General features: G+C 61.8%; 25 protein-coding genes. 4 read left to right on the top strand and 21 right to left on the bottom strand.

What is annotated here, in order from left to right:
- Positions 1-96: 96 nt before the first annotated feature.
- From ABW22_RS07280 to ABW22_RS07335, 12 genes are all read right to left on the bottom strand, one after another.
- Positions 97-426: a PEP-CTERM sorting domain-containing protein gene (locus ABW22_RS07280; RefSeq protein WP_059754057.1), complete on the bottom strand. Its 330-nt coding sequence runs from the start codon at positions 424-426 to the stop codon at positions 97-99.
- A gap of 313 nt (positions 427-739) precedes the next feature.
- On the bottom strand, positions 740-1,033 hold the full coding sequence (locus ABW22_RS07285) for a helix-turn-helix domain-containing protein (RefSeq protein ID WP_059754060.1): 294 nt from the start codon (positions 1,031-1,033) through the stop codon (positions 740-742).
- The gene (locus ABW22_RS18320; RefSeq protein ID WP_330218755.1) at positions 1,030-1,263 is read right to left on the bottom strand and encodes a type II toxin-antitoxin system RelE/ParE family toxin; all 234 of its coding nucleotides are present in this window, start codon (positions 1,261-1,263) and stop codon (positions 1,030-1,032) included. The genes ABW22_RS07285 and ABW22_RS18320 overlap by 4 nt, the downstream gene beginning before the upstream one ends.
- A 209-nt stretch (positions 1,264-1,472) precedes the next feature.
- Positions 1,473-1,781, bottom strand: coding sequence for a hypothetical protein (locus ABW22_RS07295; RefSeq protein WP_059754063.1), 309 nt, complete (start codon positions 1,779-1,781; stop codon positions 1,473-1,475).
- 26 nt (positions 1,782-1,807) lie between these two features.
- Positions 1,808-2,923, bottom strand: coding sequence for a pyridoxal-phosphate-dependent aminotransferase family protein (locus ABW22_RS07300; RefSeq protein ID WP_059754067.1), 1,116 nt, complete (start codon positions 2,921-2,923; stop codon positions 1,808-1,810).
- A gap of 73 nt (positions 2,924-2,996) precedes the next feature.
- Positions 2,997-3,752, bottom strand: a complete 756-nt coding sequence (locus ABW22_RS07305; RefSeq protein WP_059754069.1) for an ATP-binding protein — start codon at positions 3,750-3,752, stop codon at positions 2,997-2,999.
- On the bottom strand, positions 3,749-5,491 hold the full coding sequence (msbA, locus tag ABW22_RS07310) for a lipid A export permease/ATP-binding protein MsbA (protein ID WP_059754072.1): 1,743 nt from the start codon (positions 5,489-5,491) through the stop codon (positions 3,749-3,751). The genes ABW22_RS07305 and msbA overlap by 4 nt, the downstream gene beginning before the upstream one ends.
- A 163-nt stretch (positions 5,492-5,654) precedes the next feature.
- Complete coding sequence (gene mgtE, locus ABW22_RS07315; protein WP_059754074.1) at positions 5,655-7,097, bottom strand: magnesium transporter; 1,443 nt, start codon at positions 7,095-7,097, stop codon at positions 5,655-5,657.
- A 161-nt stretch (positions 7,098-7,258) separates the two neighbouring features.
- Positions 7,259-9,745 (bottom strand): hypothetical protein, encoded by a 2,487-nt coding sequence (locus ABW22_RS07320; protein WP_059754075.1) that lies wholly within the window; start codon positions 9,743-9,745, stop codon positions 7,259-7,261.
- 210 nt (positions 9,746-9,955) lie between these two features.
- On the bottom strand, positions 9,956-10,654 hold the full coding sequence (mtgA, locus tag ABW22_RS07325) for a monofunctional biosynthetic peptidoglycan transglycosylase (protein WP_088178761.1): 699 nt from the start codon (positions 10,652-10,654) through the stop codon (positions 9,956-9,958).
- On the bottom strand, positions 10,654-11,505 hold the full coding sequence (gene aroE / locus ABW22_RS07330) for a shikimate dehydrogenase (protein ID WP_059754077.1): 852 nt from the start codon (positions 11,503-11,505) through the stop codon (positions 10,654-10,656). Before aroE ends, mtgA begins: the two co-directional genes overlap by 1 nt.
- A gap of 45 nt (positions 11,506-11,550) precedes the next feature.
- The gene (locus ABW22_RS07335) at positions 11,551-12,006 is read right to left on the bottom strand and encodes a rhodanese-like domain-containing protein (RefSeq protein WP_059754079.1); all 456 of its coding nucleotides are present in this window, start codon (positions 12,004-12,006) and stop codon (positions 11,551-11,553) included.
- 267 nt (positions 12,007-12,273) lie between these two features.
- Between ABW22_RS07335 and glnA the strand changes: the two genes are divergently transcribed.
- The 4 genes from glnA to ntrC all read left to right on the top strand — a co-directional run bounded on the left by glnA (position 12,274) and on the right by ntrC (position 16,808).
- Entirely contained in the window at positions 12,274-13,683 is a 1,410-nt protein-coding gene (gene glnA / locus ABW22_RS07340; protein ID WP_059754081.1) for a type I glutamate--ammonia ligase, read from the top strand.
- Between the two features lie 114 nt (positions 13,684-13,797).
- Positions 13,798-14,268, top strand: a complete 471-nt coding sequence (locus ABW22_RS07345) for a DUF4124 domain-containing protein (RefSeq protein ID WP_059754084.1) — start codon at positions 13,798-13,800, stop codon at positions 14,266-14,268.
- A 48-nt stretch (positions 14,269-14,316) separates the two neighbouring features.
- Complete coding sequence (glnL, locus tag ABW22_RS07350) at positions 14,317-15,384, top strand: nitrogen regulation protein NR(II) (RefSeq protein ID WP_193393287.1); 1,068 nt, start codon at positions 14,317-14,319, stop codon at positions 15,382-15,384.
- A 5-nt stretch (positions 15,385-15,389) separates the two neighbouring features.
- Positions 15,390-16,808, top strand: a complete 1,419-nt coding sequence (ntrC, locus tag ABW22_RS07355) for a nitrogen regulation protein NR(I) (protein ID WP_059754087.1) — start codon at positions 15,390-15,392, stop codon at positions 16,806-16,808.
- Positions 16,809-16,883: 75 nt separating this feature from the next.
- Here ntrC and grxD read toward each other — a convergent pair whose 3' ends face one another.
- The 9 genes from grxD to ABW22_RS07400 form a co-directional block, all read right to left on the bottom strand.
- Entirely contained in the window at positions 16,884-17,204 is a 321-nt protein-coding gene (gene grxD / locus ABW22_RS07360; protein WP_059754090.1) for a Grx4 family monothiol glutaredoxin, read from the bottom strand.
- Between the two features lie 63 nt (positions 17,205-17,267).
- Positions 17,268-18,365, bottom strand: coding sequence for a nucleotidyltransferase family protein (locus tag ABW22_RS07365; protein WP_059754094.1), 1,098 nt, complete (start codon positions 18,363-18,365; stop codon positions 17,268-17,270).
- A 4-nt stretch (positions 18,366-18,369) separates the two neighbouring features.
- Complete coding sequence (locus ABW22_RS07370) at positions 18,370-19,290, bottom strand: HprK-related kinase A (RefSeq protein WP_059754098.1); 921 nt, start codon at positions 19,288-19,290, stop codon at positions 18,370-18,372.
- Positions 19,287-19,559, bottom strand: a complete 273-nt coding sequence (locus ABW22_RS07375; protein ID WP_059754102.1) for an HPr-rel-A system PqqD family peptide chaperone — start codon at positions 19,557-19,559, stop codon at positions 19,287-19,289. Before ABW22_RS07375 ends, ABW22_RS07370 begins: the two co-directional genes overlap by 4 nt.
- 4 nt (positions 19,560-19,563) lie before the next feature.
- Positions 19,564-20,298, bottom strand: coding sequence for a hypothetical protein (locus ABW22_RS07380; protein ID WP_059754106.1), 735 nt, complete (start codon positions 20,296-20,298; stop codon positions 19,564-19,566).
- Between the two features lie 142 nt (positions 20,299-20,440).
- Positions 20,441-21,283 carry a peptide chain release factor N(5)-glutamine methyltransferase gene (prmC, locus tag ABW22_RS07385; protein WP_088178762.1) on the bottom strand — a complete coding sequence of 281 codons (843 nt, stop codon included), beginning with the start codon at positions 21,281-21,283 and terminating at the stop codon, positions 20,441-20,443.
- A gap of 46 nt (positions 21,284-21,329) precedes the next feature.
- Positions 21,330-22,409, bottom strand: a complete 1,080-nt coding sequence (gene prfA, locus ABW22_RS07390; RefSeq protein WP_059754110.1) for a peptide chain release factor 1 — start codon at positions 22,407-22,409, stop codon at positions 21,330-21,332.
- 166 nt (positions 22,410-22,575) lie between these two features.
- Positions 22,576-23,826 (bottom strand): glutamyl-tRNA reductase, encoded by a 1,251-nt coding sequence (hemA, locus tag ABW22_RS07395; protein WP_059754114.1) that lies wholly within the window; start codon positions 23,824-23,826, stop codon positions 22,576-22,578.
- 50 nt (positions 23,827-23,876) lie between these two features.
- Positions 23,877-24,830, bottom strand: a complete 954-nt coding sequence (locus ABW22_RS07400; protein WP_059754118.1) for a TauD/TfdA family dioxygenase — start codon at positions 24,828-24,830, stop codon at positions 23,877-23,879.
- Positions 24,831-24,836: the final 6 nt, after the last annotated feature.

The raw sequence follows: 24,836 nt of genomic DNA on the forward strand, positions 1-24,836 counted from the left end.
AATAGGGTCAGACACGATTTCATGATACACCCCAACCCTCCCCTTCAAGGGGAGGGCGTTTTGCAGCAACTGAAAATGGTTCATAGGCATATTTACTTATGCGAAAAAGCCCCGCCGACGCGAGGCTGCAAGACCGGCGAGGCTAAGGCCGAGAAGCGCGAGGGTGCTGGGTTCGGGGACATTATTGACCCCGGAATTTCCCACTCGCACATCAGTGATTCCCGGCAAGTTGCCTGGACCATTATCGGCCGTAATTCGGAAGCCCGTGAAGTATTCTCCGGCAGATGCGATGAATCCTCTGAATTCCAGCAGTCCCGCCGCAGAATTGGCAATAGCGAGATTGGGGTAGTTGTACGTCCCCATGTTGGTGAGTACGTCGATCGAAATGAGGCTCGCGTTGTATGTTCCGATGTCGAAACCGAACATGTTGTACGCGGGCCCCGTCGCAATGTCACCAACGATCGGCGTCCAATAATTGTTACCGATAAGGGGCGCAGTGGTGGTGTACCCTGTCCCGGATCCCCAGGTTAGGTTTTGCGTCGAACGATACGTGACGTCACCCCTCGTGAAAGGGTCTCCCGGAAAACCGAACCCAGTGCCGAAGTCCGCGAAGTTGGAGTTGAAGGCGATTGTTCCCTGGGCATCGAAGGTTGCCGCATTGTTGTACGTGACGACGCTGGCAACAGCTAAACCGGCGTTTGAAAGGAAACCTCAGTGTCTGACACGATAGTCGAGCCTTCTAAGCCGCGTCCGCCAGTTCAATCCGCGCAGTCAGCCCAGCGCGCGCGGCCAGCGTCACCAGCATGTCGAGGCTGAATTTATCCCACTTGCCGCGCACCAGATCGGAAATACGGGACTGACCCACGCCCAGTGCTTGCGCGGCTTGGGCCTGCGTCCAGCCGCGGGCTTCGATGACCTGGCGCAGTTTGAGCATCAAGTCCGCCCGCATGGCAAGAATGGCGGCTTCTCCGGGCGCAAAACCCAAATCGGCAAAGACGTTGCCGCTGGATTCTTCAATGATCTGCTCGTTCATGGGTTTGCTCCTATCTGCTTATAACGTCGCGCCGCCAGTTCGATATCTTCCTTGCGGGTCTTCTGGGTTTTCTTGTGAAAGGCGTGCAGCACGTAGACGGTGTCCAAGAATTTCGCCACATAGATGACGCGCCATTCTCCCAGCACATGCAGCCGAATTTCATAGGCGCCCGGGCAACACCTAACATGGGTTTGAAATCCGATGGCATCGAGCCGCCTTGCACTTGCCACAACTCGAAACCGGCCTGCTTTCTGGCTTCCATCGGGAACGCAGCCAGATCGTCCAGCGCGCTGCCGATGAATTTCAGAACTTTCATTCAATGCATTATATAAATACTTTGATATTATGGCAACCAAGGCGCGAATAGCCCGAGCATTGCTCCGGACACTTTCAGAAGCGCCCTGTGCGTACGGATATGTGGATGGATGCGTTGTTACAGTCAGGCAATACGCCTTTGTAAAGTTGTCAGGTCGACCATAACGTCTTTGAGTATTGCGCTGTCGTCGCTCGAGCCCACCACCACTGCCTTGTCGGCGACCGGCACCAGGTTGTCGAGTTTGAAGCGGCCCTTGCCGGTCTGGTCGCGCAGGAAGCAGCCTTCGTCGAAGAACAGCCGGTCGCCGCTGGCGTCGATTTCTTCGGAATCGGCCGAGTCGTAGCCGATCAGGCGGCGGATGTCGGGCAGTCCTTTGGCCAGTTCGACCGGGCTGACGGTTTTAGTGTTGGCGTCGATCAAATAAGCTTTCATGGCGCGACCTTTCCGATGCTGGTGGTTCAGGGCAGGTAGGCCTTGAACGCTTTCAGGCAGTAGTCGACGTTTTCCTGCTTCGCCGAATAGCCCATCAAACCGATGCGCCAGATCTTGCCGGCCATGTCGCCGAGGCCGGCGCCGATTTCAAGACTGAATTCGTTCAACAGGCGGGCGCGAATCGCGGCCTCGTCGACGCCTTCTGGCACGTAGATCGAATTGAGCTGCGGCAGGCGAGCTGATGCCTCGACCACATATTTCAGGCCCATGGCTTCAAGCCCGGCCTTGAGCTTTTCGTGCATCGCGCGGTGACGTGCCCAGGCGTTTTCCAGGCCTTCCTCTTCCAGGATCACCAGCGCTTCGTGCAGGCCGTACATCGGGTTGATTGGCGCGGTGTGGTGGTAGGTGCGCTTGCCTGAGGACTGCCAATAGCCGAGCACCAGGTTGAGGTCGAGGAACCAGCTCTGCACCGGGGTCGTGCGCGCCTTGATGCGCTCGATTGCGCGATCAGAGAACGACACCGGCGACAACCCCGGCGTGCACGACAGACATTTCTGGCTGCCGGAGTACGCGGCATCGATGCCCCATTTGTCCATGTACAGCGGCGTACCGGCGAGGCTGGTGACGCAGTCCATGATGGTGAGCGCGCCGAATGCCTGCGCAATCTTGCCCAGTGCTTCACCGTCCGACTGCGCGCCAGTCGAGGTCTCGGCATGCACGAAGGCGAGAATTTTCGCGTCGGGATTGGCCTTGAAGGCGTCGCGCACCTTTTGCGGATCGACCGGTGTACCCCAGGCGTCGTCGACGATCACCGGCACGCCGCCGGTGCGTTTGACGTTTTCCAGCATGCGCCCGCCGAACACGCCGTTACGGCACACGATGACCTTGTCGCCCGGTTCCACCAGGTTGACGAAGCACATTTCCATGCCCGCCGAGCCGGGCGCCGAGACCGGGAAGGTCAGCGCGTTCTCGGTCTGGAAGGCCATGCGCAGCATGGACTTGATCTGCTCCATCAACTCGACGAAAGCGGGGTCGAGGTGGCCGATGGTCGGGCGTGCCATCGCGTCGAGCACACGCTGCGGCACGTCGGAGGGGCCGGGACCCATGAGAATGCGTTTGGGGGGGATGAAGGAAGCCGTCATAACCTTGGTCTCAGTATGGAAATATCAATTAAAACAAAGACTTGATTCTACGGGCAAACGGGGTCAGCGAAAATCAGCCGGGCGGCTCGCCCATCAGCGGGCGCATTGCGGTCAACAGGCTGTTGAAGATGCGCGGATGGGTTTTTTCCTGCTCGGCCAGCATCTGCTTCATCGCATAGCGCTGTTGCGGCTTGGCGAAACAGGCGGGGCAGTTCTCGAAAATCACCGGCAGACCGGTGTCCTGCGCAAACGCGCGGGTCTGGCGCTCGCGCGCGTAGACAAACGGCCGGATGATGCGCAGGTCGCCGGCGTCGTTGAGGTAGTGCGGCGACATGGTCCTGAGCTTGCCGCCAAAGAACATCGACATCATCAATGTTTCGGCGAGGTCATCCAGATGATGCGCCATGGCGACGACGTTGCAGTTCTGTTCGCGCGCGACACGGTAGAGAATGCCGCGCCGCATGCGCGAGCAATACGCGCAGTAGGAATCGGAATCCTTGGTCAGCGTCTTCTGCGCCTCGACCATGATCGGCTGCGATTCGAGAAAGTAGGGCACGCCGAGTTCGGCCAGGTAGGGCGTGAGCGGTGACGGGTCGTACTGGTCGGACTGCGGGTCGACGGTGCATGCCAGCAACTTGAACTTCACCGGGGCCTTCTGTTGCAGATGATGCAGGGTGTGCAGCAGCGCCAGCGAATCCTTGCCGCCCGACAGCCCGAGCAGGATGCGGTCGCCGTCGCGGATCATGCGGTAGTCGCCAATGGCGCGGCCAGCGGCGGTGGAGAGCGAGCGGGAAGGCTTGACCCAGCCGGAGGAGGTGTCGGGGCTCATGCGGAAAACTGCAGCGCGTGCAGTTGGGCGTAGCGGCCCTTTTTGGCGATCAAGTCGGCATGATTGCCGATCTCTACGATGTGCCCGCCTTCCAGCACCACGATGCGGTCGGCGCGTTCGATGGTGGACAGCCGGTGCGCGATGACCAGCGTAGTGCGGTTGGCGATCAGGGTGTCGAGCGCGGCCTGCACATGGCGCTCGGATTCGCTGTCGAGCGCCGAGGTGGCTTCGTCGAGAATCAGCAGCGGGGCGTTTTTCAGGATCGCGCGCGCGATGGCAATGCGCTGGCGCTGGCCGCCGGACAACCGCATGCCGTTTTCGCCGATCAACGTCTCCAGCCCGTCGGGCATGTCCTGGATGAAGTCCCAGGCGTGCGCGGCGATGCAGGCGGCGCGGATTTCATCGGGCGTGGCGTCGCGCTTGCTGCCGTAGGCGATGTTGTGCGTCAGCGTGTCGTTGAACAGCACCACGTCCTGCGACACCAGCGCGATGTGGCTGCGCAGGTTCTGCAGGCGGATGTCGCGGATGTCGATGCCGTCGAGTTCGATGACGCCGGCGTCGGGGTCGTAGAAACGCGGCACCAGGTTGGCCAGCGTGGTCTTGCCCGAGCCGGAGGCGCCGACCAGCGCGACCGTTTCGCCAGGCGCGATGTCGAGCGTGATGTTCTCAAGCGCCGGGATGGTCTTGCCGGGGTAGGTGAGCGCCACGTTGCGGAACGAGAGCCTGCCCTCGATGCGGGTGAGCGTGTGGGTGCCGCTGTCGCGCTCGGCGTCCTGGTCGAGCATGGCGAAAATGGTTTCGGCTGCGGCCAGCCCGCGCTGCAGCTGGTCGTTGACGGCGGTGAGCCTTTTGAGCGGCGCAAACAGCAGCAGCATCGCCATGAAGAAGGCGACAAAGCCGCCCACCGTGATGGCATTGCTGGCCGCCTGCCCAGCCGCGATATAGACGATGATCGCCAGGGCCACTGCGGCGATGAACTGGATGACGGGTTCGTACACGGCGTTGGCGGCGACCCGCTTCATCTCGAACAGCCGTGCCAGATTGGCGGCATGGCGGAAGCGCGTCTGCTCGTATTCCTCGCCGCCGAAGAGCTTGACCACGCGATGTCCGCCTACCGCTTCGTCGACGACCTGGGTGAGATCGCCGATGTTCCGTTGCGCCTTGCGCGACAGCCCGCGCAGACGCGTGCTGGCGATGCGCACGATCCACAGGGTGAGCGGCACCATGCCGAACACGATCAGGGTCAGCTGCCAGTTCAGCCACAGCAGATAGCCGAGCAGCCCCAGAATCGTGACGGTGTCGCGCACCAGGGTGGTGAGCGAACTGGTGGCCGACTGCGTGACCTGGGTGACATTGAACGCCAGATATGCAATCAGCTGGCCGCTCGGATTCTGGTCGAAATAGCGTGTTGGCAGCGTCATCAGCTTGTCGAACATGGCGCCGCGCAGATCCATCACCAAACGGCTGCCCACCCACGCCATGCAGTAGGTGCTGATGAAGCTGGTGATGCCGCGCACCAGAAACAGTCCCAGCAGCAGAATCGGGATCCAGCGGATGAAATCCTGATCCTTGGCGACAAAACCCTGGTCCAGCAGCGGCTTGAACAGCGCCGGCAGCAGCGGTTCGGTGGCGGCGGTGAGCACCAGCGCGACGAGGGAAAGCGCGAACATGCGCCAGTAGGGCTTTACATAGCCCAGCAGGCGCAGATACAGGGCGCGGCTGTCGGGGACTGGCGTCATGGTGGACAAAACCCTTGAACCACAGAGATATGTCCCGCAGGGACGGTATCCCTTGGGACACAGAGGCACAGAGAAACCCATACAGGTTTCGTACCGTAGCGAATCTGGTTTGTTGATTTCCCCTCTGTGCCTCTGTGCCTCTGTGGTGAATGGTTTAAGTTCTTCATAGCAGTAGCACAGTGGCGAGCCCGAGGAAGATGAAGAAGCCCATGCTGTCCGTGGTGAAGGTCAGCAGAACGGACGAGCCGACGGCGGGGTCACGCTTCATCCGTTCCAGCGTCATCGGAATGAAAATGCCGGCCAATGCCGCGACAATCAGGTTGAGCAGCATCGCCAGTGCCATCACCCCGCCCAGCGCCAGGTTGTCGTACAGCAGCCAGGCGAAGACGCCGACCACCGACCCCCACAACAGGCCATTGAACAGGGCGACACCGAGCTCTTTCAAAACCAGGCGGCGTGCGTTGGCCTGGGTGATCTGCCCCAGCGCCAGGCCGCGCACGATCAGCGCGATGGTCTGGTTGCCGGTGTTGCCGCCGATGCCGGCGATGATGGGCATCAGCGCCGCCAGCGCGGCGAGCTTTTCGATCGAGCCTTCGAAGGCGCCGATCACGCGCGAGGCGATGAAGGCGGTGGCAAGGTTGACGGCCAGCCACATCCAGCGGTTCTTCGCCGATCGCCAGACAGAGGAGAACAGGTCTTCCTCCTCCTTCAGGCCGGCCATCGACAGCATGTCGGCGTCGGCCGATTCGCGGATGTAATCCAGCACAGCATCGACCGTGAGACGGCCGATCAGCCGCCCTTGCGCATCCACCACCGGCGCCATCACCAGGTCGTAACGTTCAAACGCCTGCGCCGCTTCCTGCGCCTCGTCCTCGGGGTGAAACTTCACGAAATCCTCGACCATCACCGCCGCCACCGAAACCTCCGGATCGGTCGTCAGCAGGCGTTTGAGCGGCAGCACGCCGATGATCCTGTCGTCCCGGCCCACCACGAACAGCTTGTCGAGCTGGTCGGGGAGTTCGCCCAGGCGGCGCAGATAGCGCAACGCGACTTCGAGCGTGACATCGACGCGGATGGTCACCATCTCGAAATCCATCAGCGCGCCGACGGTGTCCTCGGGGTAGGCCAGCGCCGACTGCAGGTGCGCGCGTTTCTGTGCGTCCAGACTGGTCAGCAGGTCCTGGATCACGTCGTGCGGCAGGTCAGCCGCGATGTCGGCGATCTCGTCGGTATCGAGCGACTCGGCGGCGGCCAGCAGTTCCGCCTTGTCCATCATCTGGATCAGCGATTCGCGAACCGAGTCGGACACCTCCAGCAGAATCTCGCCGTCACACTCGGCCTTGACCTGGCCCCACACCAGCCGCCGCTCGTCCAGCGGCAGGGCTTCCAGGATGTAGGCCACGTCGGCCGGGTGCAGCTCTTCCAGCTTGCGCTGCAACTCGGACAGATTCTGCTTGTGCACCAGGTTCTCGACCAGAGCCTGCCGCGGCCCGCCCTGCTTGTGGACGAGCTCTTCCACCAGCCGCATCTTGGCGAGCAGGGACTGCACCTGCGCCAGGCTGGCTTCGAGGTTGTCCTGCGACTGGTTTTCGAGGTTTTCGGTCATTGGGCGGGTCGGCTAAAAGCCCCGCGATTGTAACGCGCTACGGTTTGCGGGCGTGTCCCGGCTTGGCTAAATGCTATCAAGTAAGGCTCTATCGCCGTTTCGTGCTGATTGTGAATTGACGTTAACGTCGGTGGGGTATTTCTCTGATGGGAATTTCTACCTCACCCCATAAATCCAAGTGTAAAAATCTTAGGCAGTAGTTTGGCTTTTAGAATGTTGTGAGCTTCCTTGACGGCAGCCAGTTCATCCGAACCAAAATCACGATCACTCAAAGCATTACGAATTTGATACCAGCCGGCATCCCATGTTTCGATTTTGAATTTGCCGGTGCGTAAGCTGGTGAGAGATGTGAAATAAAGCTGATAGACCTTTGTTGCTGCATCCAGCACCGCCTGCGCTTCGGCAGACAACGGATGCTTCGTCAGCCAGGTAGCGACAAAGCGGTCTTCTGCGGTGGGCAACATTTGCCCTATATCCATGTCGCTGATAGGCCACTGGCGCAGGATATTGAGCGGGATCGGGAAAAACTGATTTGCGATCTGATAGGTCTTGCCGCCGTACTCCACATCACGCATCGCCACTGTGTTGTTGCTGCTGGAAAACAAACTCCACACCACGCAATCGTTGGTGAACTCATCGGGCAATTCTGTCGAAGGCTGTAAAAACTGGTCGCGGTCATTGTGCCATTCGGCTTTTGGCAGACGACGTACCGCATGGACAACCAAAGATTGTTCGAATATTTCCGGCGTGATGCTGTGCGAACCGGCGCTGGCGTAGGGTCCAGATAACAATGCCGTGTTATTTTGATGTTGTATGTCATTACCAGCACACATCAGCGACCCCAAGAAATCTTGGCTGATGCGGTCGCGGATGTCGGGGCCTGCGCTTTTTATGCGTATAGCCGATGAAAACGGCGGAAAAATGGCTACGCCTGCCGGGCGCCCGATCCACTTAGACAGGAAACCGTCGCGATGATCGGACGAAACAATTTTTGTGCCGGTCTTTTGCACTTTCGTATCGAATACGTCTAGTTGGATGGTTTGCTCTTGCAGAGCTTGGCTTCCGCCTAAATCCCATAACAAGAAGCCCACCGGAAATTGACTTGTACTCGACGTACCCGAAAAATTGACCGAAGAAAACATAAAGCCACGGCGAAACGTATATTGAAACATCGTGTCGCGTAGCTTTTGATCATTGGTGGCATTGATGTATTTGAGCTTGGAGAACAATCCAAGCCAGGCGGTTTTGTCTTTGAACTCACGGCGAATGCGATACAAAAATTGCGCGAACAGTTCGCGGCTAACTTCGCCCAAATCATCGGCGTGCATTTTTATGCGCAGTTTGGTGTTGGCAACATCGGCCTTGTTCGCGCCGGTTGCGCCCCCTTGTTGTGCGGTAGCAAACGGCGGGTTAATCAGGATGATCCATTTCAGTTTCGGATTAGCCAGATCGCGCCGCAATTTTTCCGGCATGATCCAGTTGGTTTCGCTATCAAAGCCGAATCCAGCCTGCTTCTTGAGATCGTCATCGCCGGAAAACAAATTGCCAATGTCGTCGTTCAAATAGTCGTAACGAAACACCGTTGCGCCCGGAAACAGCCGTGTGCAATGTTCAACTTCTTCATCGTAAAGGGTGGACAGGTAAGTGTAGGGCAGAGCTTCGGCGGGTAAGTAATATTCCAAATTGCCGGTTCCCGCCGCCATGTCCCACAGCCGATATTCGCCGCCATGCCACCAGCCGTGCCCGAGTTCTTTTTCGATGTATTGCAGCGATTTTTGCGCGAAGGCTAGAGGGGTAAAAAATTCGCCATGCTTGCGCCTGTCCACCTCATCGGTAAGGCGATCCATTTTGGCGATAATGCCGCGCACGGTATCGGCATGGGTGAGTTTTTCGTACAAGCTCCAGAAGCGCTGATAGTCCTCGGCAAGGATTTTCTTGATGCGCATATCGTCCGGACCGACCTGAAAATACACCTTGCCTTGATCGGCAATGACTTGGGTTTTACCTTGCTGAATGTCCGCGACAAAATAACGCGATGACTTGAAACCATTACGCACCGACTCGCCGAACACCTCGTTCCAGTAATCGAACACCTCTTCGAAGTTATCTTCGGTGATAAGCTTTTTGTCGCCATAGGCAAAGCTGGTTTGCGGTGAGAACAGCTCATTCAGGCGTTCAAAAGCAGCCTGAGCCTCGGCATCGAGCAACAAGTCGCGTACCTGGAGCTTTTTGAATCCGGCATGCTCCTGGACGGCGGCAATCAGCTTGGTATCCGGGCTGGATGGGCGCAAATCCCAATCGAACTGCTCCTGCTCATCAAGATACAAGTCGCGCCAATCGGAAACATCGCATAGCACGCACTCGTTGCGGTCGGCGATGCAAAAAATGGGCGGGATCCCCTTCTTGGATAAGCTGAATTTAAGGCGGCGCAGGTAATACATGACCTGCGCAATCACAGCGGAGAGATGCGGCGTGTGCCTTAACTGCTTGTCAAACTTGAACTCGAACAATACCTGCGGGGTGTAGAGATCGTGGTCGTCCGAAGTGTCATAGTCAAGATCAAAGCACTTCGCCCAAGCGGCTTTTACATCCTCTTCGGTTTTAGTCTTGGCAAGCTTTTTGAGCAGTGCAGCGAGTTTCTTATCCATTGTTATCCCGGTCTCGCATTGATGGCATCTCCCAGGGTGGATTCTAATTCCAACAGCGCCACTGTTTAACAATCGGGGACAAACCACGGAGTATTTAATTTGACGGTCTGTGACCATGACCATGGTGGCTGGCTGACAGAATCCACCCCTTCACGTCACGCCTCACGTCATCCAGGGCGGCAATAATTGGGAACCTGAAAATAACTCGGCTCAGCGCGGCACCTGCGAGTAACCCATGTAGCGCTTGATGACCGCAACACGCCGCTGATACGTGCGCGAGCCGCGGTTGTGCTCATACAGGCGCGGGTTGGGCACCATCGCGGCCATGCGGGCGGCCTGGTCGCGGTTGAGGTTGGCGGCGGAGGTTTTGTAGTAACGCCGGGCGGCGGCTTCGGCGCCGTAGATGCCGTTGCCCCACTCGATGACGTTGAGATAGACCTCGAGGATGCGCCGCTTGCTCCAGGTGGCTTCGATCATCAGCGTGATGACCGTTTCCTGGCCCTTGCGCAGGAAGCTGCGCTCGCCGGTCAGGAACAGGTTCTTGGCGAGCTGCTGGCTGATGGTGGAGCCGCCGGCGACGAGCTTGCCCTTCTTCAGGTTCTTTTCGACGGCTTTCTGGATGCCCTCGACGTCGAAGCCATCGTGCTCGAGGAATTTCGCGTCTTCGGCGGCGACGATGGCGCGTTTCAGATGGGGCGAAATGCGGTCGTAGGGCACCCACTTGTGGCGCAGCTCGGCGTCGGGGTTCTTGTCCTGCTGGCGTACCAGGCCAGCCGCCATGAAGGCGGTGGACGTGGGGTTGTGGTCGATCCACCACAGCACATGCGCGAAGATCCACAGCTGATACAGCAGCACCAGCGCGATCGCCAGGGCGATGCCCTTGCCAAGCCAGCGCAACGCAGCGCGCATCACGTGCGCAGCCCCCGCAGGGGGGACGCCGCCAGACTCTCGCCTTCCAGGCGGTCTTGGCGCAGGCTCGCGATGACGGGGGCGGTATCGGGGCGCACGCCGCGCCACAGATAAAACGCTTCGGCCGCTTGTTCGACCAGCATGCCGAGGCCGTCGGCGGTGGCCGCGCCGTGGCTGCGCGCGAAGGCTAGAAAGGGCGTGTCGCGCCCGTACATCATGTCGTAGGCCAGCGTGTCAGCGGTGAACACGCGCGGCGACAGCGGCGGCAGCTCGCCCGCCAGGCTGGCGGCGGTGGCGTTGATGACGAGGTCGAAGGGCATGTTCGCCGCGTTGAAGCCGCACGCGGTGATCCCGTGGCCAAACAGCTCGGCGAGTGCCTGCGCGCGGCTGATGGTGCGATTGGCAATGACGAGCGCTGCGGGCTGCTGGTCGAGCAGCGGCCCGATTCCCCCGCGCGCCGCGCCGCCTGCACCGAGCAGCAGGACGCGTTTGCCGGCGATCGCGCAATTCAGATTGTGACTGAGATCGGCCACCAGCCCGGCGCCGTCGGTGTTGTCGCCAAGGATGCCGCAGGAATCGAACACCAGGGTGTTCACCGCGCCCGCGTGTTCGGCGCGCGGGCTGCGACGGTTCGCCAGCGCAAAGGCCTGCTCCTTGAACGGCACGGTGACGTTGGCGCCGCGCCCGCCCGCCGCGATGAACTGCGCCACGCTGCCCGCAAAGCCGTCCTTTGGTGCGAGAATCGCCTCATACGTCATGTCCTGCCCGGTCTGGCGGGCAAAGGCAGCGTGGATCAGCGGGGATTTTGAGTGGGCAATCGGGTGCCCGAATACGGCGTAGCGGTCGGTCATGGCGACCGTATTTTAGCGGCTAAGCGGCCGCGTCGGGTTTTCCGGTCAGCCCTGCGTCCAGGGCTGACCGCGGATTTTCCAGCCGTTGAGTTCGTTGCGGTGGCCGGTGGCCTTGTTGAGATCGCCCTCGAAGCCTTCCAGCACGTTGTAGCAATTGCCGCGTCCGCCTTCGGTGCAGGCGGACGCGGCGCGATACGAGCGCGCGCCGGTGCGACAGATGAAAATCAGCAGCGCTTCCGGATCGGTGGCCTGGGTGAGTTGTGTCAGAAAATGGGGATTGAGCACCCAGCCCGGCCAGAATTGCCATTCGACGTGCAGCGTGTCGGGAATGACACCATTCAATTCGAGCTCCGCGCGCGAGCGCACGTCGATCAGGCGGGCCCCGGGTGCAAGCTGCAGCAATTCGCGCGCTTCATGCGGCAGCAAGGCACCCGCAAAAGACCAGGAATGGGCCTGGCTGCGGCTGTGGGCTGTGTCAAGCAACTCGGTAATGCGTCCCATGCTGGTCTCCTTAATCGTTAAACCCATTATATGAAATTCACTGTCCGGTTCAATTTGCACCAAAATAGTGCGCCAGGTGGTGCGGATGCATGCTAATGGTGCGTAAGTGAAAGCGGAGCCGTGCTATCCCGCTGCATGGGCCTTGTGGCACAATGATTCAACCCTGATTTCATACATGGCACGGTTGCTGCTCAGTTTTAAAAAAATCATTGCGGCACCTCATCTTGGTGCCGTCATTTCGTCTATTTCAGTTTGAGGAGCTTCAGCATGGATGTGTTAAACGTAATCAAGATGATTCAGGACAACGAAGTGAAATTCGCTGACCTGCGCTTCACCGATACCCGCGGCAAGGAGCAGCACGTGTCGATTCCTGCTCGTCTGGTGACCGAAGAGTGGTTTGAAGACGGCCATCCCTTCGACGGCTCCTCGATCGCCGGCTGGAAAGGCATTCAGGCCTCCGACATGCTGCTGAAAGCCGATCCCGATACGGCCTACATGGACCCCTTCTTCGACGAACCCACGATCATCCTGACCTGCGACGTGATCGAACCGTCCGACGGCAAGGGTTACGAGCGCGACCCGCGCTCGGTGGCTCGCCGTGCCGAGGCGTATTTGAAATCCACCGGCATCGCCGATACCGCCTACTTCGGCCCCGAACCTGAATTCTTCATTTTCGATTCGATTACCTGGCACGAGAACATGTCGGGTTGCGGCGTGAAAATCAATTCCGAGGAAGCGGCCTGGTCGTCGGCCGAAAAATTCGAGAATGGCAACACCGGCCACCGTCCCGGCGTGAAGGGCGGCTACTTTCCTGTGCCTCCGGTCGACAGCCTGCAGGACATTCGCGCCGCCATGGTGCTGGCGCTGGAAGAGGCCGGCGTTCCGGTGGAAGTGTTCCACCATGAAGTTGCCACCGCCGGCCAGTGCGAAATCGGTACCCAGTTCAGCACGCTGACCAAGCGCGCCGACTGGACGCAGATCCTGAAGTACATCGTGCACAACGTCGCCCACGCCTACGGCAAGACCGCGACCTTCATGCCCAAGCCCATCGTCGGCGACAACGGCTCCGGCATGCATGTGCACATGTCGCTGTGGAAAGACGGCAAGAACCTGTTCGCCGGCAACGGTTATGCCGGCCTGTCCGAGCTGTGCCTGTACTACATCGGCGGCGTGATCAAGCACGCCAAGGCACTGAACGCGATCACCAACCCGTCGACCAACTCGTACAAGCGTCTGGTGCCCGGCTTCGAGGCGCCCGTGATGCTGGCGTATTCGGCCCGCAACCGTTCGGCGTCGATCCGCATTCCGATCGCCGCCAGCGAAAAAGCCCGCCGCATCGAAACCCGTTTCCCCGATCCCATGGCCAACCCCTATCTGTGCTTTGCCGCGCTGATGATGGCGGGCCTGGACGGCATTCAGAACAAGATTCACCCCGGCGACCCGTCGGATAAGAACTTGTATGACCTGCCGCCGGAAGAGGAAGCGATGGTTCCGAAGGTCTGCCACAGCCTGGACATGGCGCTGGACGAGCTCGACAAGGATCGCGAGTTCCTGACCCGTGGCGGCGTGTTCACCAACGACATGATCGATGCCTACATCGAACTGAAGATGGAGGATGTCACCAAGTTCCGCATGACCACGCATCCGGCCGAGTTCGCGATGTATTACTCGCTGTAATCGCGGCGCGCGCAGTAAGTGGGGCGGCTTCGGCCGCCCTTTTTTGTTGCCGGCTTTGCGGTCAAGATTGCCGGCTTTTGGCCGTTAACAAGTGGGTACGCTAAACTTGATCCCATGCCAATCGCCCGCTTTTCCTTCCTGTTGTGTCTGATCCTGGCTGTGCCCGTGCAGGCGGAAATCTACAAATACGTCGATGAAAACGGTCAGGTGACATTCACCGATGTCTACAGGAAGGGCGCTAAACGCATCGAACTTCCGGGTGCGCCGGCGCCGCTTCCGAATCGGGACAAAGCGCCGCGACGGGCGTCCTACAATCCCAGTCCGGCAGATTTTCCGCGCATCGATGCCAGTACGCAGAAACGCCGCGACGACATCCGCCGCCAGGTGCTGCAGGACGAAATTTCCGGCGAGCGCCGCAATGCCGACGACGCGCGCCGCCAACTGGCGCTGGGCGAGCGTCTGCAGCCTGGCGAGCGCGCCACCGACGCAACCTATCTCAATCGCGTGAAAAAATTGCGTGCTTCCGTGCAGCAGCACGAGCAAAACGTCGCCTCGATCCAGCGCGAACTGGCCAATCTGAAGTAAGCGAACGGCTCCACGTGCGCTGGCACAATCAGTGCTTCTACTGAGTGCATGAGCATGATGCCGCCTTCCCCAACCGGTTTTTCCGGACTTGATTGCCTGTCCACCGGCGCCATGGTGCTGGATGCTGACGACCGCATCCTGTATGTCAATCCGGCTGCCGAAACGCTGCTCGGCGTATCAGGCGCGCTGCTGGTTGGGGACAAGGTCGATCATGTGTTTGAACGCAGTCCCGGGCTGCGGGCGGCGATTCACACCGCGCGCAGCGAGCAGGAAACCGTCATCGAATACGAACTCGACGTGGCGGTAGGCAGCCATCCGCCGATTCGCCTCGGGTGCAGCATTTCACCGCTGGATACGCCGCTGCATTCGGTATTGATCGAAATACGGGCGGTCGATCCCCACCTGCGCATTGCCCGGCTGGAACAGGCGCGCCTGCAGCAGGAAGCCAACCGCGATCTGCTGCGCAATCTGGCACACGAAATCAAGAATCCGCTCGGTGGCATTCGCGGCGCGGCGCAATTGCTGGAGTACGAATTGCCGCGCGAGAGCCTGCGCGAATACACCCAGGTCATCATCAAGGAATCCGACCGCCTGCAATCGCTGATGGAGCGGCTGCTGACGCCGCACCGCATGCCCCGTTTTGGTGCGGTCAACATCCATGAGGTGCTGGAGCGCGTCCGCAGCCTGATTCTGGCCGAAACGCCGAGCGTGACGCTGAGGCGCGACTATGACATCAGCCTGCCGGAAATCCACGCCGATGCCGAACAGCTGATCCAGGCCACGCTCAATATCGCGCGCAATGCGGTGCAGGCCATACAGGGGCAAGGCCACGGCCAGGGCGCGCTCATTTTCAAAACCCGGGTGGCGCGGCAGATCACGCTGGAAAGCCGCCGCTACCGGCTGGGAATGCGGGTCGAGATCATCGACAATGGCCCCGGCATCCCCGAGGACATCCGCGAACAGATTTTCTATCCGCTGGTATCCGGGCGCGAAGGCGGCAGCGGGCTCGGGCTGGCCGTCGCGCAGACGCTGATTGCGCAAAACCACGGCACCATCGACTGCGAAAGCCGCCCCGGCCATACCGTCTTTTCGATTTTTCTTCCGCTGCCTATTTGAATACCATGCCTAAACCAAGTTGTGTCTGGATCATCGACGACGACCGCTCCATCCGCTGGGTGCTGGAAAAAGCGCTGCTGCGGGAGGATATTCCGTGCATGACCTTCAGCGCAGCCAGCGATGCGCTGCGTGAGCTCGAGCGCAGCCAGCCTGCCGTGGTGCTGTCCGACATCCGCATGCCGGGCGTCTCCGGCCTGGAACTGCTGCAGGCGCTGAAGGAGCGTCTGCCCAAGGTGCCGGTCATCATCATGACGGCGTATTCCGACCTCGACAGCGCGGTGGCGGCATTTCAGGGCGGCGCCTTCGAATATCTGCCCAAGCCCTTCGACGTCGACCAGGCGCTGGAACTGGTGCGCCGTGCGCTGGCCGAAAATGCCAGCCGCGACACGCCGGCGCCGAGCGAGGCGCCGATGACCGAAATGCTCGGCCAGGCCCCGGCGATGCAGGAAGTATTCCGCGCCATCGGCAGGCTTAGCCAGTCGCACGCGACCGTGCTCATCACCGGCGAATCGGGCAGCGGCAAGGAACTGGTCGCGCGTGCCCTGCATCGCCACAGCCCGCGCGCCACCGGGCCGTTCATCGCGCTCAACACCGCGGCTATTCCCAAGGACCTGCTGGAATCCGAGCTGTTCGGCCACGAACGCGGGGCGTTCACCGGTGCGGCGGCGCAACGGCGCGGCCGCTTCGAGCAGGCCGATGGCGGCACCCTGTTTCTGGACGAAATCGGCGACATGCCGTCCGAACTGCAAACCCGCTTGCTGCGGGTGCTGTCCGACGGCCAGTTCTATCGCGTCGGCGGGCATACCCCGATCAAGGTCAACGTGCGGGTGATTGCCGCCACCCACCAGGACCTGGAAGTGCGGGTGCGCGAAGGCCTGTTCCGCGAGGACCTGTTCCACCGTCTCAACGTCATCCGCCTGCGGCTGCCGGCGCTGCGCGAGCGGCGCGAGGACATCCCTCTGCTGGTGCGCCATTTCATGCAGAAAAGCGCGCGGGAGCTGGGAGTGGAGGCCAAGGGCGTGTCGGAGGCCGCGATGAAAACCCTGGTCAACCTGTCGTGGAGCGGCAACGTGCGCCAACTCGAAAACGTCTGCCATTACCTGACCGTGATGGCGCCCGGCCAGGTGGTCGAGGTGAGCGATCTGCCGGCCGACCTCATGCAGGGGCCGACCGAGCCGGTCGGCGGCGACTGGTTGCAAAGCCTGGCGGCCGAGGCGGGTGCACGGCTGGCGCGCGGCGAGGCGGCGATTCTCGACGAACTCACCCAGGCCTACGAAAAAACCCTGATCGAAGTGGCGCTGCGCCATACCGGTGGGCGTCGCATCGAGGCGGCGCACCTGCTCGGCTGGGGGCGCAACACCTTGACGCGCAAGATTCACGAACTGGGGATGGATGCCGTGCCCGAGGCGGACGAAACCAGATGATCGCCCGGGTGGGCGGACGAAGAGGCAACAAAAAAGCCGACACGCAGTCGGCTTTTTTGATTTGGGGACGCGATGTCAGGCGGCCTGCGCTTCTTCCAGCAGTTTCTGCATTTCGCCCTTCTGGTACATCTCGACCATGATGTCGCAGCCGCCGACCAGCTCGCCCTTCACATACAACTGAGGGAAGGTCGGCCAGTTGGCGTAGTCCTTCAGGTTTTCGAAAATTTCCGGGTCGGCCAGCACGTTGACTGCCAGAAAGTCATTCACGCCGCAGGCCTGCAGCACTTGCGCCGCGCGCGACGAAAAGCCGCACTGCGGAAACTGGGGTGTGCCTTTCATGTACAGCACGACGGTGTTGGTGGTGACTTGGTCACGAATGCGGTCTAGCGCGGTCATCTGTGGCTCCTGAACAATACTTGAGTGGAATACTCGGGAATTATACGCACGCCGTGTCCCGCGTCAAGCCGGTTTGGGCGTACGTTGATAGGGGCTGATGAAGGCCTTGTGAAACAGATGCGGGATCAGCAGGTGCGCGGGCATTCGCAGCCAGTGGGCGCGCACGAAGGCGGCCAGGCGTGCAGCCGGGGTGAAGGTGTCCGCACAGCTCGCATGATCGGGCGCGAGCACGCGGCTGAAGATGCGGTCCATCAGCGCGAGGGTGGCACGATTGGGCGCCACGACATCCAGGGTGGCCATGACACCGTCGGGAACCGGCGTATCGAGAAAATGACGCAGATAACGCAGGGCATAGAACAGCGAGCGACTCAGTTGCAATTCGTCGGCGCGCGCAGTCAGACGCGGCCAGAAATCGCGATCCTCAGCGGCGTCGCGCAGCAGCAGATCGAGGTCGGTGAGGTCGCGCAGGCCGTGCGGCAGTTCGCCGTCGTGGAACAAATGCGTGGCCGAATGCAGGATGCGGTCTTCCGCCGCCAGCACATAGACGCCGGGCAGGCTTTCCACCGCGACGGCGCGGCTGCGCAGTTTGGCGGAATCCGGGTGGTAGCGCGCGGTGTCGGGCAGGATCGCGTGATGCACGTCGATCACGGTGGCGCGCTGGACGTGCTGCATCGGGGGGATCTCGTGCATCCAGCGGCGGTAGTAACGCTTGTCGTATTCCGACAGCCCGCTGGCATGCCAGCCCGCCAGCATGAGCGCGGACTCGGCCTGCGGCAGCCGCTCGCGCGGTACCAGAATGTCGATATCGTTGAACAGCCGTCCTGCCGCAGCAGGCAGGTTGGCGGCGACGTAGGCCGCGCCCTTGAGGACGATCAGCGGACTGCCGAGACCGGCCAGCGCGGCGCGAAGCTGTTGCAGTTCCCAGTGCACGGCCGTTTGCTGCTTGTCGGCCAGCGTCTCGGCGGCATCGAAATGCCAGCGCGCCACCGCCGGAATTGCGGCCGCCAGCCCGTGCTGGCGCAAGCGGTGCGCCAGCCGCGCCAGCAGCCCTGCCGCCCGAGCCTGCCGTACCAGCATGTCCCATTCGCTCATGGAAAAGCGGGTGGCGATATCGGGCGAGCGCAGAGTGCGGGAAAGCAGATTGCGGGATAGGGGGGTCATGGTTTCAGGACGTGCGGCGCTCGGCCAGATGATCGAATGTGGCGATGGCCTCGTCCAATGCGCTGTAGCGAAAATCATAGCAGTCGGATCGGTCGATCAGCGCTGTGCCGACGTGGAAGCCGTCAGCGCCCAAGTGGCTGTAGTTAAATGCGTTTTGCGCAAGGAACATGAAGGTCTGCGCTTGCGAGCGCGGGGTCAGGGTGGCCGGCGCGCCGGCTTCCCACTTGGGGAAAACTACCCAGCCGGGGCGCGCTGTCTCGTGCTGGCGCCGCACGCTGTCGCGGGGCGGCCGCATGTGCGCCACCGTGCCTTTGACGGTGTCGTGCGAGGCGCGGTTGATGTGGACGTCCGGGGCAAACTGGCGAATGACGTCGATCGATTTATTTTTCAGGCTGACGGGTCGCGGAAGCGGTTGAATCAGGCCGGTCTGGCGGTCGATCAGGGTGAGTTCGTCGGACAGCAGGCGCCAGCCCGACAGTACCAGCCCGGCCGCCAGCGTGCTTTTGCCGGAACCGGGCGGGGCGGGCAGGATCGCCGCCAGGCCATTCTTTTCGACCACGGCCGCGTGGATGATCAGGTACTGGTGCGCCTGCGTTGACACGCACCAGTTGAGCCCCCATTCCAGCATCGGAAACGCCTGGTCGCGCGGCAGCGGCTTGAAGGGCTGCATGCCGTCGAATGAGAATGCGGCCTGGGGTCGCAGCCAGCGGCGCAGGTTGGCTGGCGGGTTCACCGACACGTGGAAGTCGGCAAAGGCCTCGTGTGCGTTGCGTACTTCGAACTGGCCATAGAGTTCAGCCAGGCCTTCTGCCACGGAGGGGATGCGCGATCGCAGTCTGAGCGAGAATGGCCCCGTTCGCAGCCATACGCCGGCGCCGGCCAGTTGGCGCCGCAACTCGGCGGAAGGCAGTTGCAGCAGTTTCATGCGGGTTCCAGCAGGCCGACTTTGCGTAGGCTGGCAAGCGTATCCACAGTCTGTTCCTGGAATTGCAGCGTCTCCGCCATGCCGAGGCGGGTTGCCAGCGCGGCAGCGAGTTCGGTCGAGGTGTAACCGGGATGGTCGCGACAGGTCAGGTACAACGCCAGCGTCAGCGGCTTCAGATAATGGGTGTCGCCCGACGCCGCATCGTAGACGACCGCTTCGTCCCCCCAGTTTTTCAACAGACGTGTCGGAAGCGGCAAAACACGGGTCATCGCATCAGTTCAACGGACAGCCGCGCTTGTTCAGCATGGCAAACGTGTCCTTCAACGCCTGCGGATTGGTCATGTAGTTGTTCTTGAACAAGTCAATGATTTCGCCAGGCGTGTAGCCGTAGTTAACGCGCGGATGCGCGGCACTGAGCAAGGCGGCAACGGCATGGAAGCCCAGGTTTTCGGAGATGGGGTCGCCTCCCATGTTGCCGAAGGCGTTACCGTTCGTGCAATCGGCGGGCGCACCGCCCGGATGGGCGTCCTGGTTACTGCCATTGCCCTGTACCTTTTCCTTTTCCTGCCCTTGGCCTTGGCCTTGTCCACTTCCAAGGAAACTGACCGTGCCTGTGGATTCAAGGCCGCAGGCATAGCTGCCGCCATTCAGGTACATGACATCCAGCAAGGTATAGGGCGTGCCTTTGCAATCCACGTATTGGGTGACGCCGAAAACGCTGTTGAAGGTGTCGGTCGTCTGGAAGCCGGACCATGAGTCCAGGTGCTGGCACACTTTCCAGTAGCCGGGGGTGCAGCCTTCACAGGAGGCCCCGTCGGGGGCGGACAGGTTGCCGGATGCCATGCCGGAAACCGTGCACTGGTTGGCCCACACCGGGCGGCTGGCCAGCGTGAAAATCGCCGACACGCCAAGCGCGGCGCCGGTCAGTTTGCGTCGGGATTGATCGATCGCATCGTTTTGCGATGCTTCGGGCGGGGTGTCTTGAGAGTTGGGTGTGTGGTCAGACATGGCAAGCCTCGATAATCGTTTGATTGCTAAGTATGGATGTTAGAGCAAGATTCACACCAAGCCATAGGCCCGCGGCTTGAAAGCCCCGTGTTTCCGGGCATCCGCTGAGCGTGGCATCAATCGGCCATGCTGGAAGTGTAAATTATTCCGACAGTGCCCCGCCGCTGACGCGCAGGATACCAGACAGGTCGGCCCAGCTTTGCGGAAGGCGAATCCCGCTCTCCCGCAGCAGGGCCTGGACGGCGTCCGACTGGTCATAGCCGTGCTCCAGCAGCAGCGTGCCGCCGGGTTTGAGATGGGCGCAGGCGGTGCGGCTCAGGCGGCGCAGGTCGTCGAGGCCGTCCTGACCTGCGGCCAGCGCGGACAGGGGTTCGAAACGCACGTCGCCACGCGCCAGATGGGGATCGGCGGCGGCGATGTAGGGCGGGTTGCTGACGATAAGGTCGAAACGCCGGCTGGCGAGCGAGGCGAACCAGTCGCTGGTCAAAAACTCGACACGGGCGTTGAGGATGTCGGTGTTGCGCTGTGCGATGGCCAGTGCCGCCGGTGAACGGTCCACCGCCGTGACCCGCGCGAGCGGACGCTCCAGCGCGAGGGTGGTGGCGATGCAGCCGCTGCCCGTTCCCAGATCGAGCACAGCCATGGCCTGACCGGGCGGCATGCACGCCAGCGCCCGTTCGACCAGCAGTTCGGTATCGGGGCGCGGAATCAGCACGTCGGGCGAGACCAGAAAAGGGCGGCCGTAGAACTCGCGCGCGCCGACAAGATAAGCGATGGGCACGCCTTCCAGGCGCCGCGACACCAGGGCTTCAAACGCTGCGACGTGCGTGTCGTTCAGCGGGTCAGTGTCATGCGCGATCAGCCACGCCGGACTGACGTTCCAGGCAAATGCAGCCAGCACACGCGCTTCCAGGCGTGCCTCGCGTTTTTCCAGGCCGAGCGCGGCTGCGAGTTCGTGGCTGGCGGCGACCAGGCTGTCGACCACCGTCCGCAGCCCCCCTGACCCCTGACCCCTGATCCCTGATCCCTGCTTATTCACCCGACAGCGTCGCCAGCAGCTCGGCCTGATGTTCGGCCGCCAGCACGTCGAACAGTTCGGTCAGATCGCCGTCCATCATCGCGTCGATCTTGTGCAGCGTGAGGTTGATGCGGTGATCGGTGATGCGGCCCTGCGGGAAGTTGTAGGTGCGGATGCGGTCGGAGCGGTCGCCCGTGCCGATCAGGCTCTTGCGCGTGCTCGCCTCGGTGGCATGCTGGGCCTGAATTTCGCGGTCCTTCAGGCGCGCCGCCAGCACGCTCATCGCCTGCGCGCGATTCTTGTGCTGCGAGCGGTCGTCCTGGCATTCCACCACCAGCCCGGTCGGCAGGTGGGTGATGCGCACCGCCGAATCGGTCTTGTTGATGTGCTGGCCGCCGGCGCCAGACGCGCGGTAGGTGTCGATGCGGAGATCCGCCGGGTTGATGTCGACTTCGCCGACCTCGTCAGCTTCCGGCATCACCGCGACGGTGCAGGCCGAAGTGTGGATGCGGCCCTGCGATTCGGTTTCCGGCACGCGCTGCACGCGGTGGCCGCCGGATTCGAATTTCAGCCGCGAATAGGCGCCGTGGCCGACGATGCGGATGATGACTTCCTTGTAGCCGCCGACTTCGCCGGGGTTTTCCGATACGATTTCCACCTTCCAGCCGCAGCGCTCGGCGTAGCGCGTGTACATGCGCAAGAGGTTGCCGGCAAACAGCGCCGACTCGTCGCCGCCGGTGCCGGCACGGATTTCAAGAAAGATGTTGCGCTCGTCATTTGGATCCGTCGGCAACAGTGCGGTTTGCAGCTGGATTTCCAGCTGCGCGATCTTCGCTTCGCAGTCGGCGAGTTCGGCTTCGGCCAGTTCATGCATGTCCGGGTCGGCGAGCATGCCGCGGGCGGATTTCTGGTTGGCTTCGACCTGCCGGTACTGGCGATACAGCGCCACCACCGGCGTGAGGTCGGCATGTTCGCGGGTGAGCTTGCGGTAGCGGTCCATGTCGCCCGCGATTTCCGGCTGCGACAGCAAGGCGTCGAGTTCCTCCAGCCGCTCGTCGGCGCGAGCGAGCTTGTCTGCCAACGACTGTTTCATCTTGAAAACCGAAGTTGAACCACAGAGGCACAGAGGCACAGAGGGAAAGCAAACAAGAGGAGCGGCTTCCGTGGCGGGCCTGGAAAGCGATGGCCGGTGAACGGATCACCCCAGGTGTTGTTGCCTTTCTCGCTGTCTCTGTGCCTCTGTGGTGAAGGGTTTGGTTTCATTCCTGATGCAGCCCGTACAGCTGGCTGATGAGGCGGACGAACTGGTCGCGCTCGCTGCGGGTGGCGTGGTTGAGCGCGTGGGTGGGGGCGTGTAGCAGCTTGTTGGCGAGCGCGTGGCTCATGGCGTCGAGCACCGCGCGCGGGTCGTCGCCGCGCGCCAGCGCCTTCTCGGCCTTTTCAATTTCGTGGCGGCGGTGGCGCTCGCCGGCATCTCGCAAGTTCCGGATCACCGGCACCAGCTCGCGGCCTTCCATCCAGTGGACGAAGCTTTCCACGCTGGTTTCGATGATCGCTTCGGCCTGCGCCACCTGGGCGACGCGGTTGTCCATGCCTTCGCGCACCACCTGGCCCAGATCGTCCACGCTGTATAGAAACACGTCGTCCATGTCGGCGACTTCGGCCTCGACGTCGCGCGGCACCGCCAGGTCGACGATGAAGATCGGGCGGTGGCGGCGCTGCTTGATCGCGCGCTCCAGCATGCCCTTGCCGAGGATGGGCAGGGGACTCGCGGTGGAGGTGATGATGATGTCGTAGGCGGGCAGTTCGTCGGGTAGCGCGGTAAGTGGAATCACCGCGGCGCCGAAGCGTTCGGCCAGCGGACGCGCACGTTCGGCGGTACGGTTGGCCACGGTCATGCGGCGCGGATGCTGCGCGGCAAAGTGGGTGATGCACAGCTCGATCATCTCGCCGGCGCCGATGAACAGGCAGGCCTGATCCTTGATGCTGGGGAAGATGCGTTCGGCCAGCCGCACCGCGGCGGCAGCCATCGACACCGAATTGGCGCCGATTTCGGTGCTGGTGCGCACTTCCTTGGCGACCGAGAAGGTGCGCTGGAACAGCTTGTGCAGCAAGAGGCCGAGGGTGCCGGCTTCCTCGGCGGTCTGCGCCGCCTGTTTCATCTGCCCGAGGATCTGCGTTTCCCCCAGCACCATGGAATCGAGCCCGGCCGCGACGCGGAAGGCATGCTGCGCCGCCTGTTCGCGCGGCAGCGCATACAGGTAGGGCGCGAGTTCACGGCGGTCGACATGGTGGAAATCGGCCAGCCACTGCGCCACGTCGTCGGGCGAGGGCGTGTTGACGTACAGCTCGGTGCGGTTGCAGGTCGACAGGATGGCGACTTCGGACGCGCGCCGGCTCTGCGTCAGTTCGTGCAGCGCCTGCACCAGTTTTTCGGGGCTGAATGCCACCTGCTCGCGGATCGCGAGCGGTGCGGTGTGGTGGTTGACCCCGAGGGTGAGAAGCTGCATGACGGCAGGTGGCCGAAAAATGAAGACCACTATTTTACTTTACCCGCCGCCTAAGCAGCGCGCGCGGTGAAGTTCAGGCGGTCGTAATAGCGCCCGCGATACAGCAGGCGGCGGTGTTCGGGCGAATCGGAGAATGCGCTGCGGGTATGCAGCACGTTGTTGCAGACGAGGCCCATGCCGGGGCGCAGGCGGGCGGTGAGGATGTATTCCGAGCCGGCGAGGATGTCGGCCAGGGTCTTGACGGCGGCCCGCGTGACGGCGTCGTCCTTCCACACGATCGAGCGGGTACGCGCGGTGTAGCGCATGGTCAGGAAGCCTTGTTCAGGGTCGACCGCGAACACCGGTCCGCTCTGCTCGGGGCGGGCGATTGACTGGTTTGGGCTCAACGTTTGCCCCCTCTCCCCCCGGGAGAGGGTTGGGGAGAGGGAAACCTCGTCCATGCGCGCGGGGATGGTCATCGCGTCGGGCTGCATCAGTGCGGCGACGTAATCGGGGTTGGCGTCGCGCAACTGGATATAGGCGATCTCGTGATCGAGCAGCGTGTTCTCGCCGCCGGATTCGGCATCCTGCGCGCAGTGCAGCGTCATGCCCAGGATGCTGCGGTCGAGCGCGTTGTAGTAGCCGTCGGTGTGCCAGTTGATCGGCTTGTGGGTGTAGGGGATGAAGTCGCCGCGCGCGCTGTCCTCGTCGCCCGCCGGGGTGATGCTCGACAGCCCGTCCTCGTCGGCGAGGTAGTTGCCCTCCAGGTGGACCAGGCCGAGCTGGCACGCCAACTGGTGTGGCAGCGACTTGTCAGCGGCGGGCAGGTGCGGCGCGCTGTAGATCGCCATGTTGGCACGCATGCAGCGTGCCTCGAGCGCGTCTATTTCGGCCGGCGTGAGGTGGCGGGGATCGGCCAGCGGCACGATCAGCTCGTCGACGCTGCGCGGGTAGGCCGCGAGCCTGGCGTCGCGCCAGGCGTGGTAGCCGGTTTCGTTGGCCAGATCGAAAGGCGAATTCGCCATGCCGCG

It is taken from the genome of Thiobacillus denitrificans, from assembly GCF_001530125.1.
Classification (GTDB): Bacteria; Pseudomonadota; Gammaproteobacteria; order Burkholderiales; family Thiobacillaceae; genus Thiobacillus; species Thiobacillus denitrificans_C.

Excerpts from the sequence above, each read along its gene's own strand:
- ABW22_RS07280 (WP_059754057.1), bottom strand. The coding sequence starts at position 426 with ATGTTCGGTTTCGACATCGGAACATACAACGCGAGCCTCATTTCGATC.
- ABW22_RS07285 (WP_059754060.1), bottom strand. The coding sequence starts at position 1,033 with ATGAACGAGCAGATCATTGAAGAATCCAGCGGCAACGTCTTTGCCGAT.
- ABW22_RS07295 (WP_059754063.1), bottom strand. The coding sequence starts at position 1,781 with ATGAAAGCTTATTTGATCGACGCCAACACTAAAACCGTCAGCCCGGTC.
- ABW22_RS07300 (WP_059754067.1), bottom strand. The coding sequence starts at position 2,923 with ATGACGGCTTCCTTCATCCCCCCCAAACGCATTCTCATGGGTCCCGGC.
- ABW22_RS07305 (WP_059754069.1), bottom strand. The coding sequence starts at position 3,752 with ATGAGCCCCGACACCTCCTCCGGCTGGGTCAAGCCTTCCCGCTCGCTC.
- msbA (WP_059754072.1), bottom strand. The coding sequence starts at position 5,491 with ATGACGCCAGTCCCCGACAGCCGCGCCCTGTATCTGCGCCTGCTGGGC.
- mgtE (WP_059754074.1), bottom strand. The coding sequence starts at position 7,097 with ATGACCGAAAACCTCGAAAACCAGTCGCAGGACAACCTCGAAGCCAGC.
- ABW22_RS07320 (WP_059754075.1), bottom strand. The coding sequence starts at position 9,745 with ATGGATAAGAAACTCGCTGCACTGCTCAAAAAGCTTGCCAAGACTAAA.
- mtgA (WP_088178761.1), bottom strand. The coding sequence starts at position 10,654 with ATGCGCGCTGCGTTGCGCTGGCTTGGCAAGGGCATCGCCCTGGCGATC.
- aroE (WP_059754077.1), bottom strand. The coding sequence starts at position 11,505 with ATGACCGACCGCTACGCCGTATTCGGGCACCCGATTGCCCACTCAAAA.
- ABW22_RS07335 (WP_059754079.1), bottom strand. The coding sequence starts at position 12,006 with ATGGGACGCATTACCGAGTTGCTTGACACAGCCCACAGCCGCAGCCAG.
- glnA (WP_059754081.1), top strand. The coding sequence starts at position 12,274 with ATGGATGTGTTAAACGTAATCAAGATGATTCAGGACAACGAAGTGAAA.
- ABW22_RS07345 (WP_059754084.1), top strand. The coding sequence starts at position 13,798 with ATGCCAATCGCCCGCTTTTCCTTCCTGTTGTGTCTGATCCTGGCTGTG.
- glnL (WP_193393287.1), top strand. The coding sequence starts at position 14,317 with ATGAGCATGATGCCGCCTTCCCCAACCGGTTTTTCCGGACTTGATTGC.
- ntrC (WP_059754087.1), top strand. The coding sequence starts at position 15,390 with ATGCCTAAACCAAGTTGTGTCTGGATCATCGACGACGACCGCTCCATC.
- grxD (WP_059754090.1), bottom strand. The coding sequence starts at position 17,204 with ATGACCGCGCTAGACCGCATTCGTGACCAAGTCACCACCAACACCGTC.
- ABW22_RS07365 (WP_059754094.1), bottom strand. The coding sequence starts at position 18,365 with ATGACCCCCCTATCCCGCAATCTGCTTTCCCGCACTCTGCGCTCGCCC.
- ABW22_RS07370 (WP_059754098.1), bottom strand. The coding sequence starts at position 19,290 with ATGAAACTGCTGCAACTGCCTTCCGCCGAGTTGCGGCGCCAACTGGCC.
- ABW22_RS07375 (WP_059754102.1), bottom strand. The coding sequence starts at position 19,559 with ATGACCCGTGTTTTGCCGCTTCCGACACGTCTGTTGAAAAACTGGGGG.
- ABW22_RS07380 (WP_059754106.1), bottom strand. The coding sequence starts at position 20,298 with ATGTCTGACCACACACCCAACTCTCAAGACACCCCGCCCGAAGCATCG.
- prfA (WP_059754110.1), bottom strand. The coding sequence starts at position 22,409 with ATGAAACAGTCGTTGGCAGACAAGCTCGCTCGCGCCGACGAGCGGCTG.
- hemA (WP_059754114.1), bottom strand. The coding sequence starts at position 23,826 with ATGCAGCTTCTCACCCTCGGGGTCAACCACCACACCGCACCGCTCGCG.
- ABW22_RS07400 (WP_059754118.1), bottom strand. The coding sequence starts at position 24,830 with ATGGCGAATTCGCCTTTCGATCTGGCCAACGAAACCGGCTACCACGCC.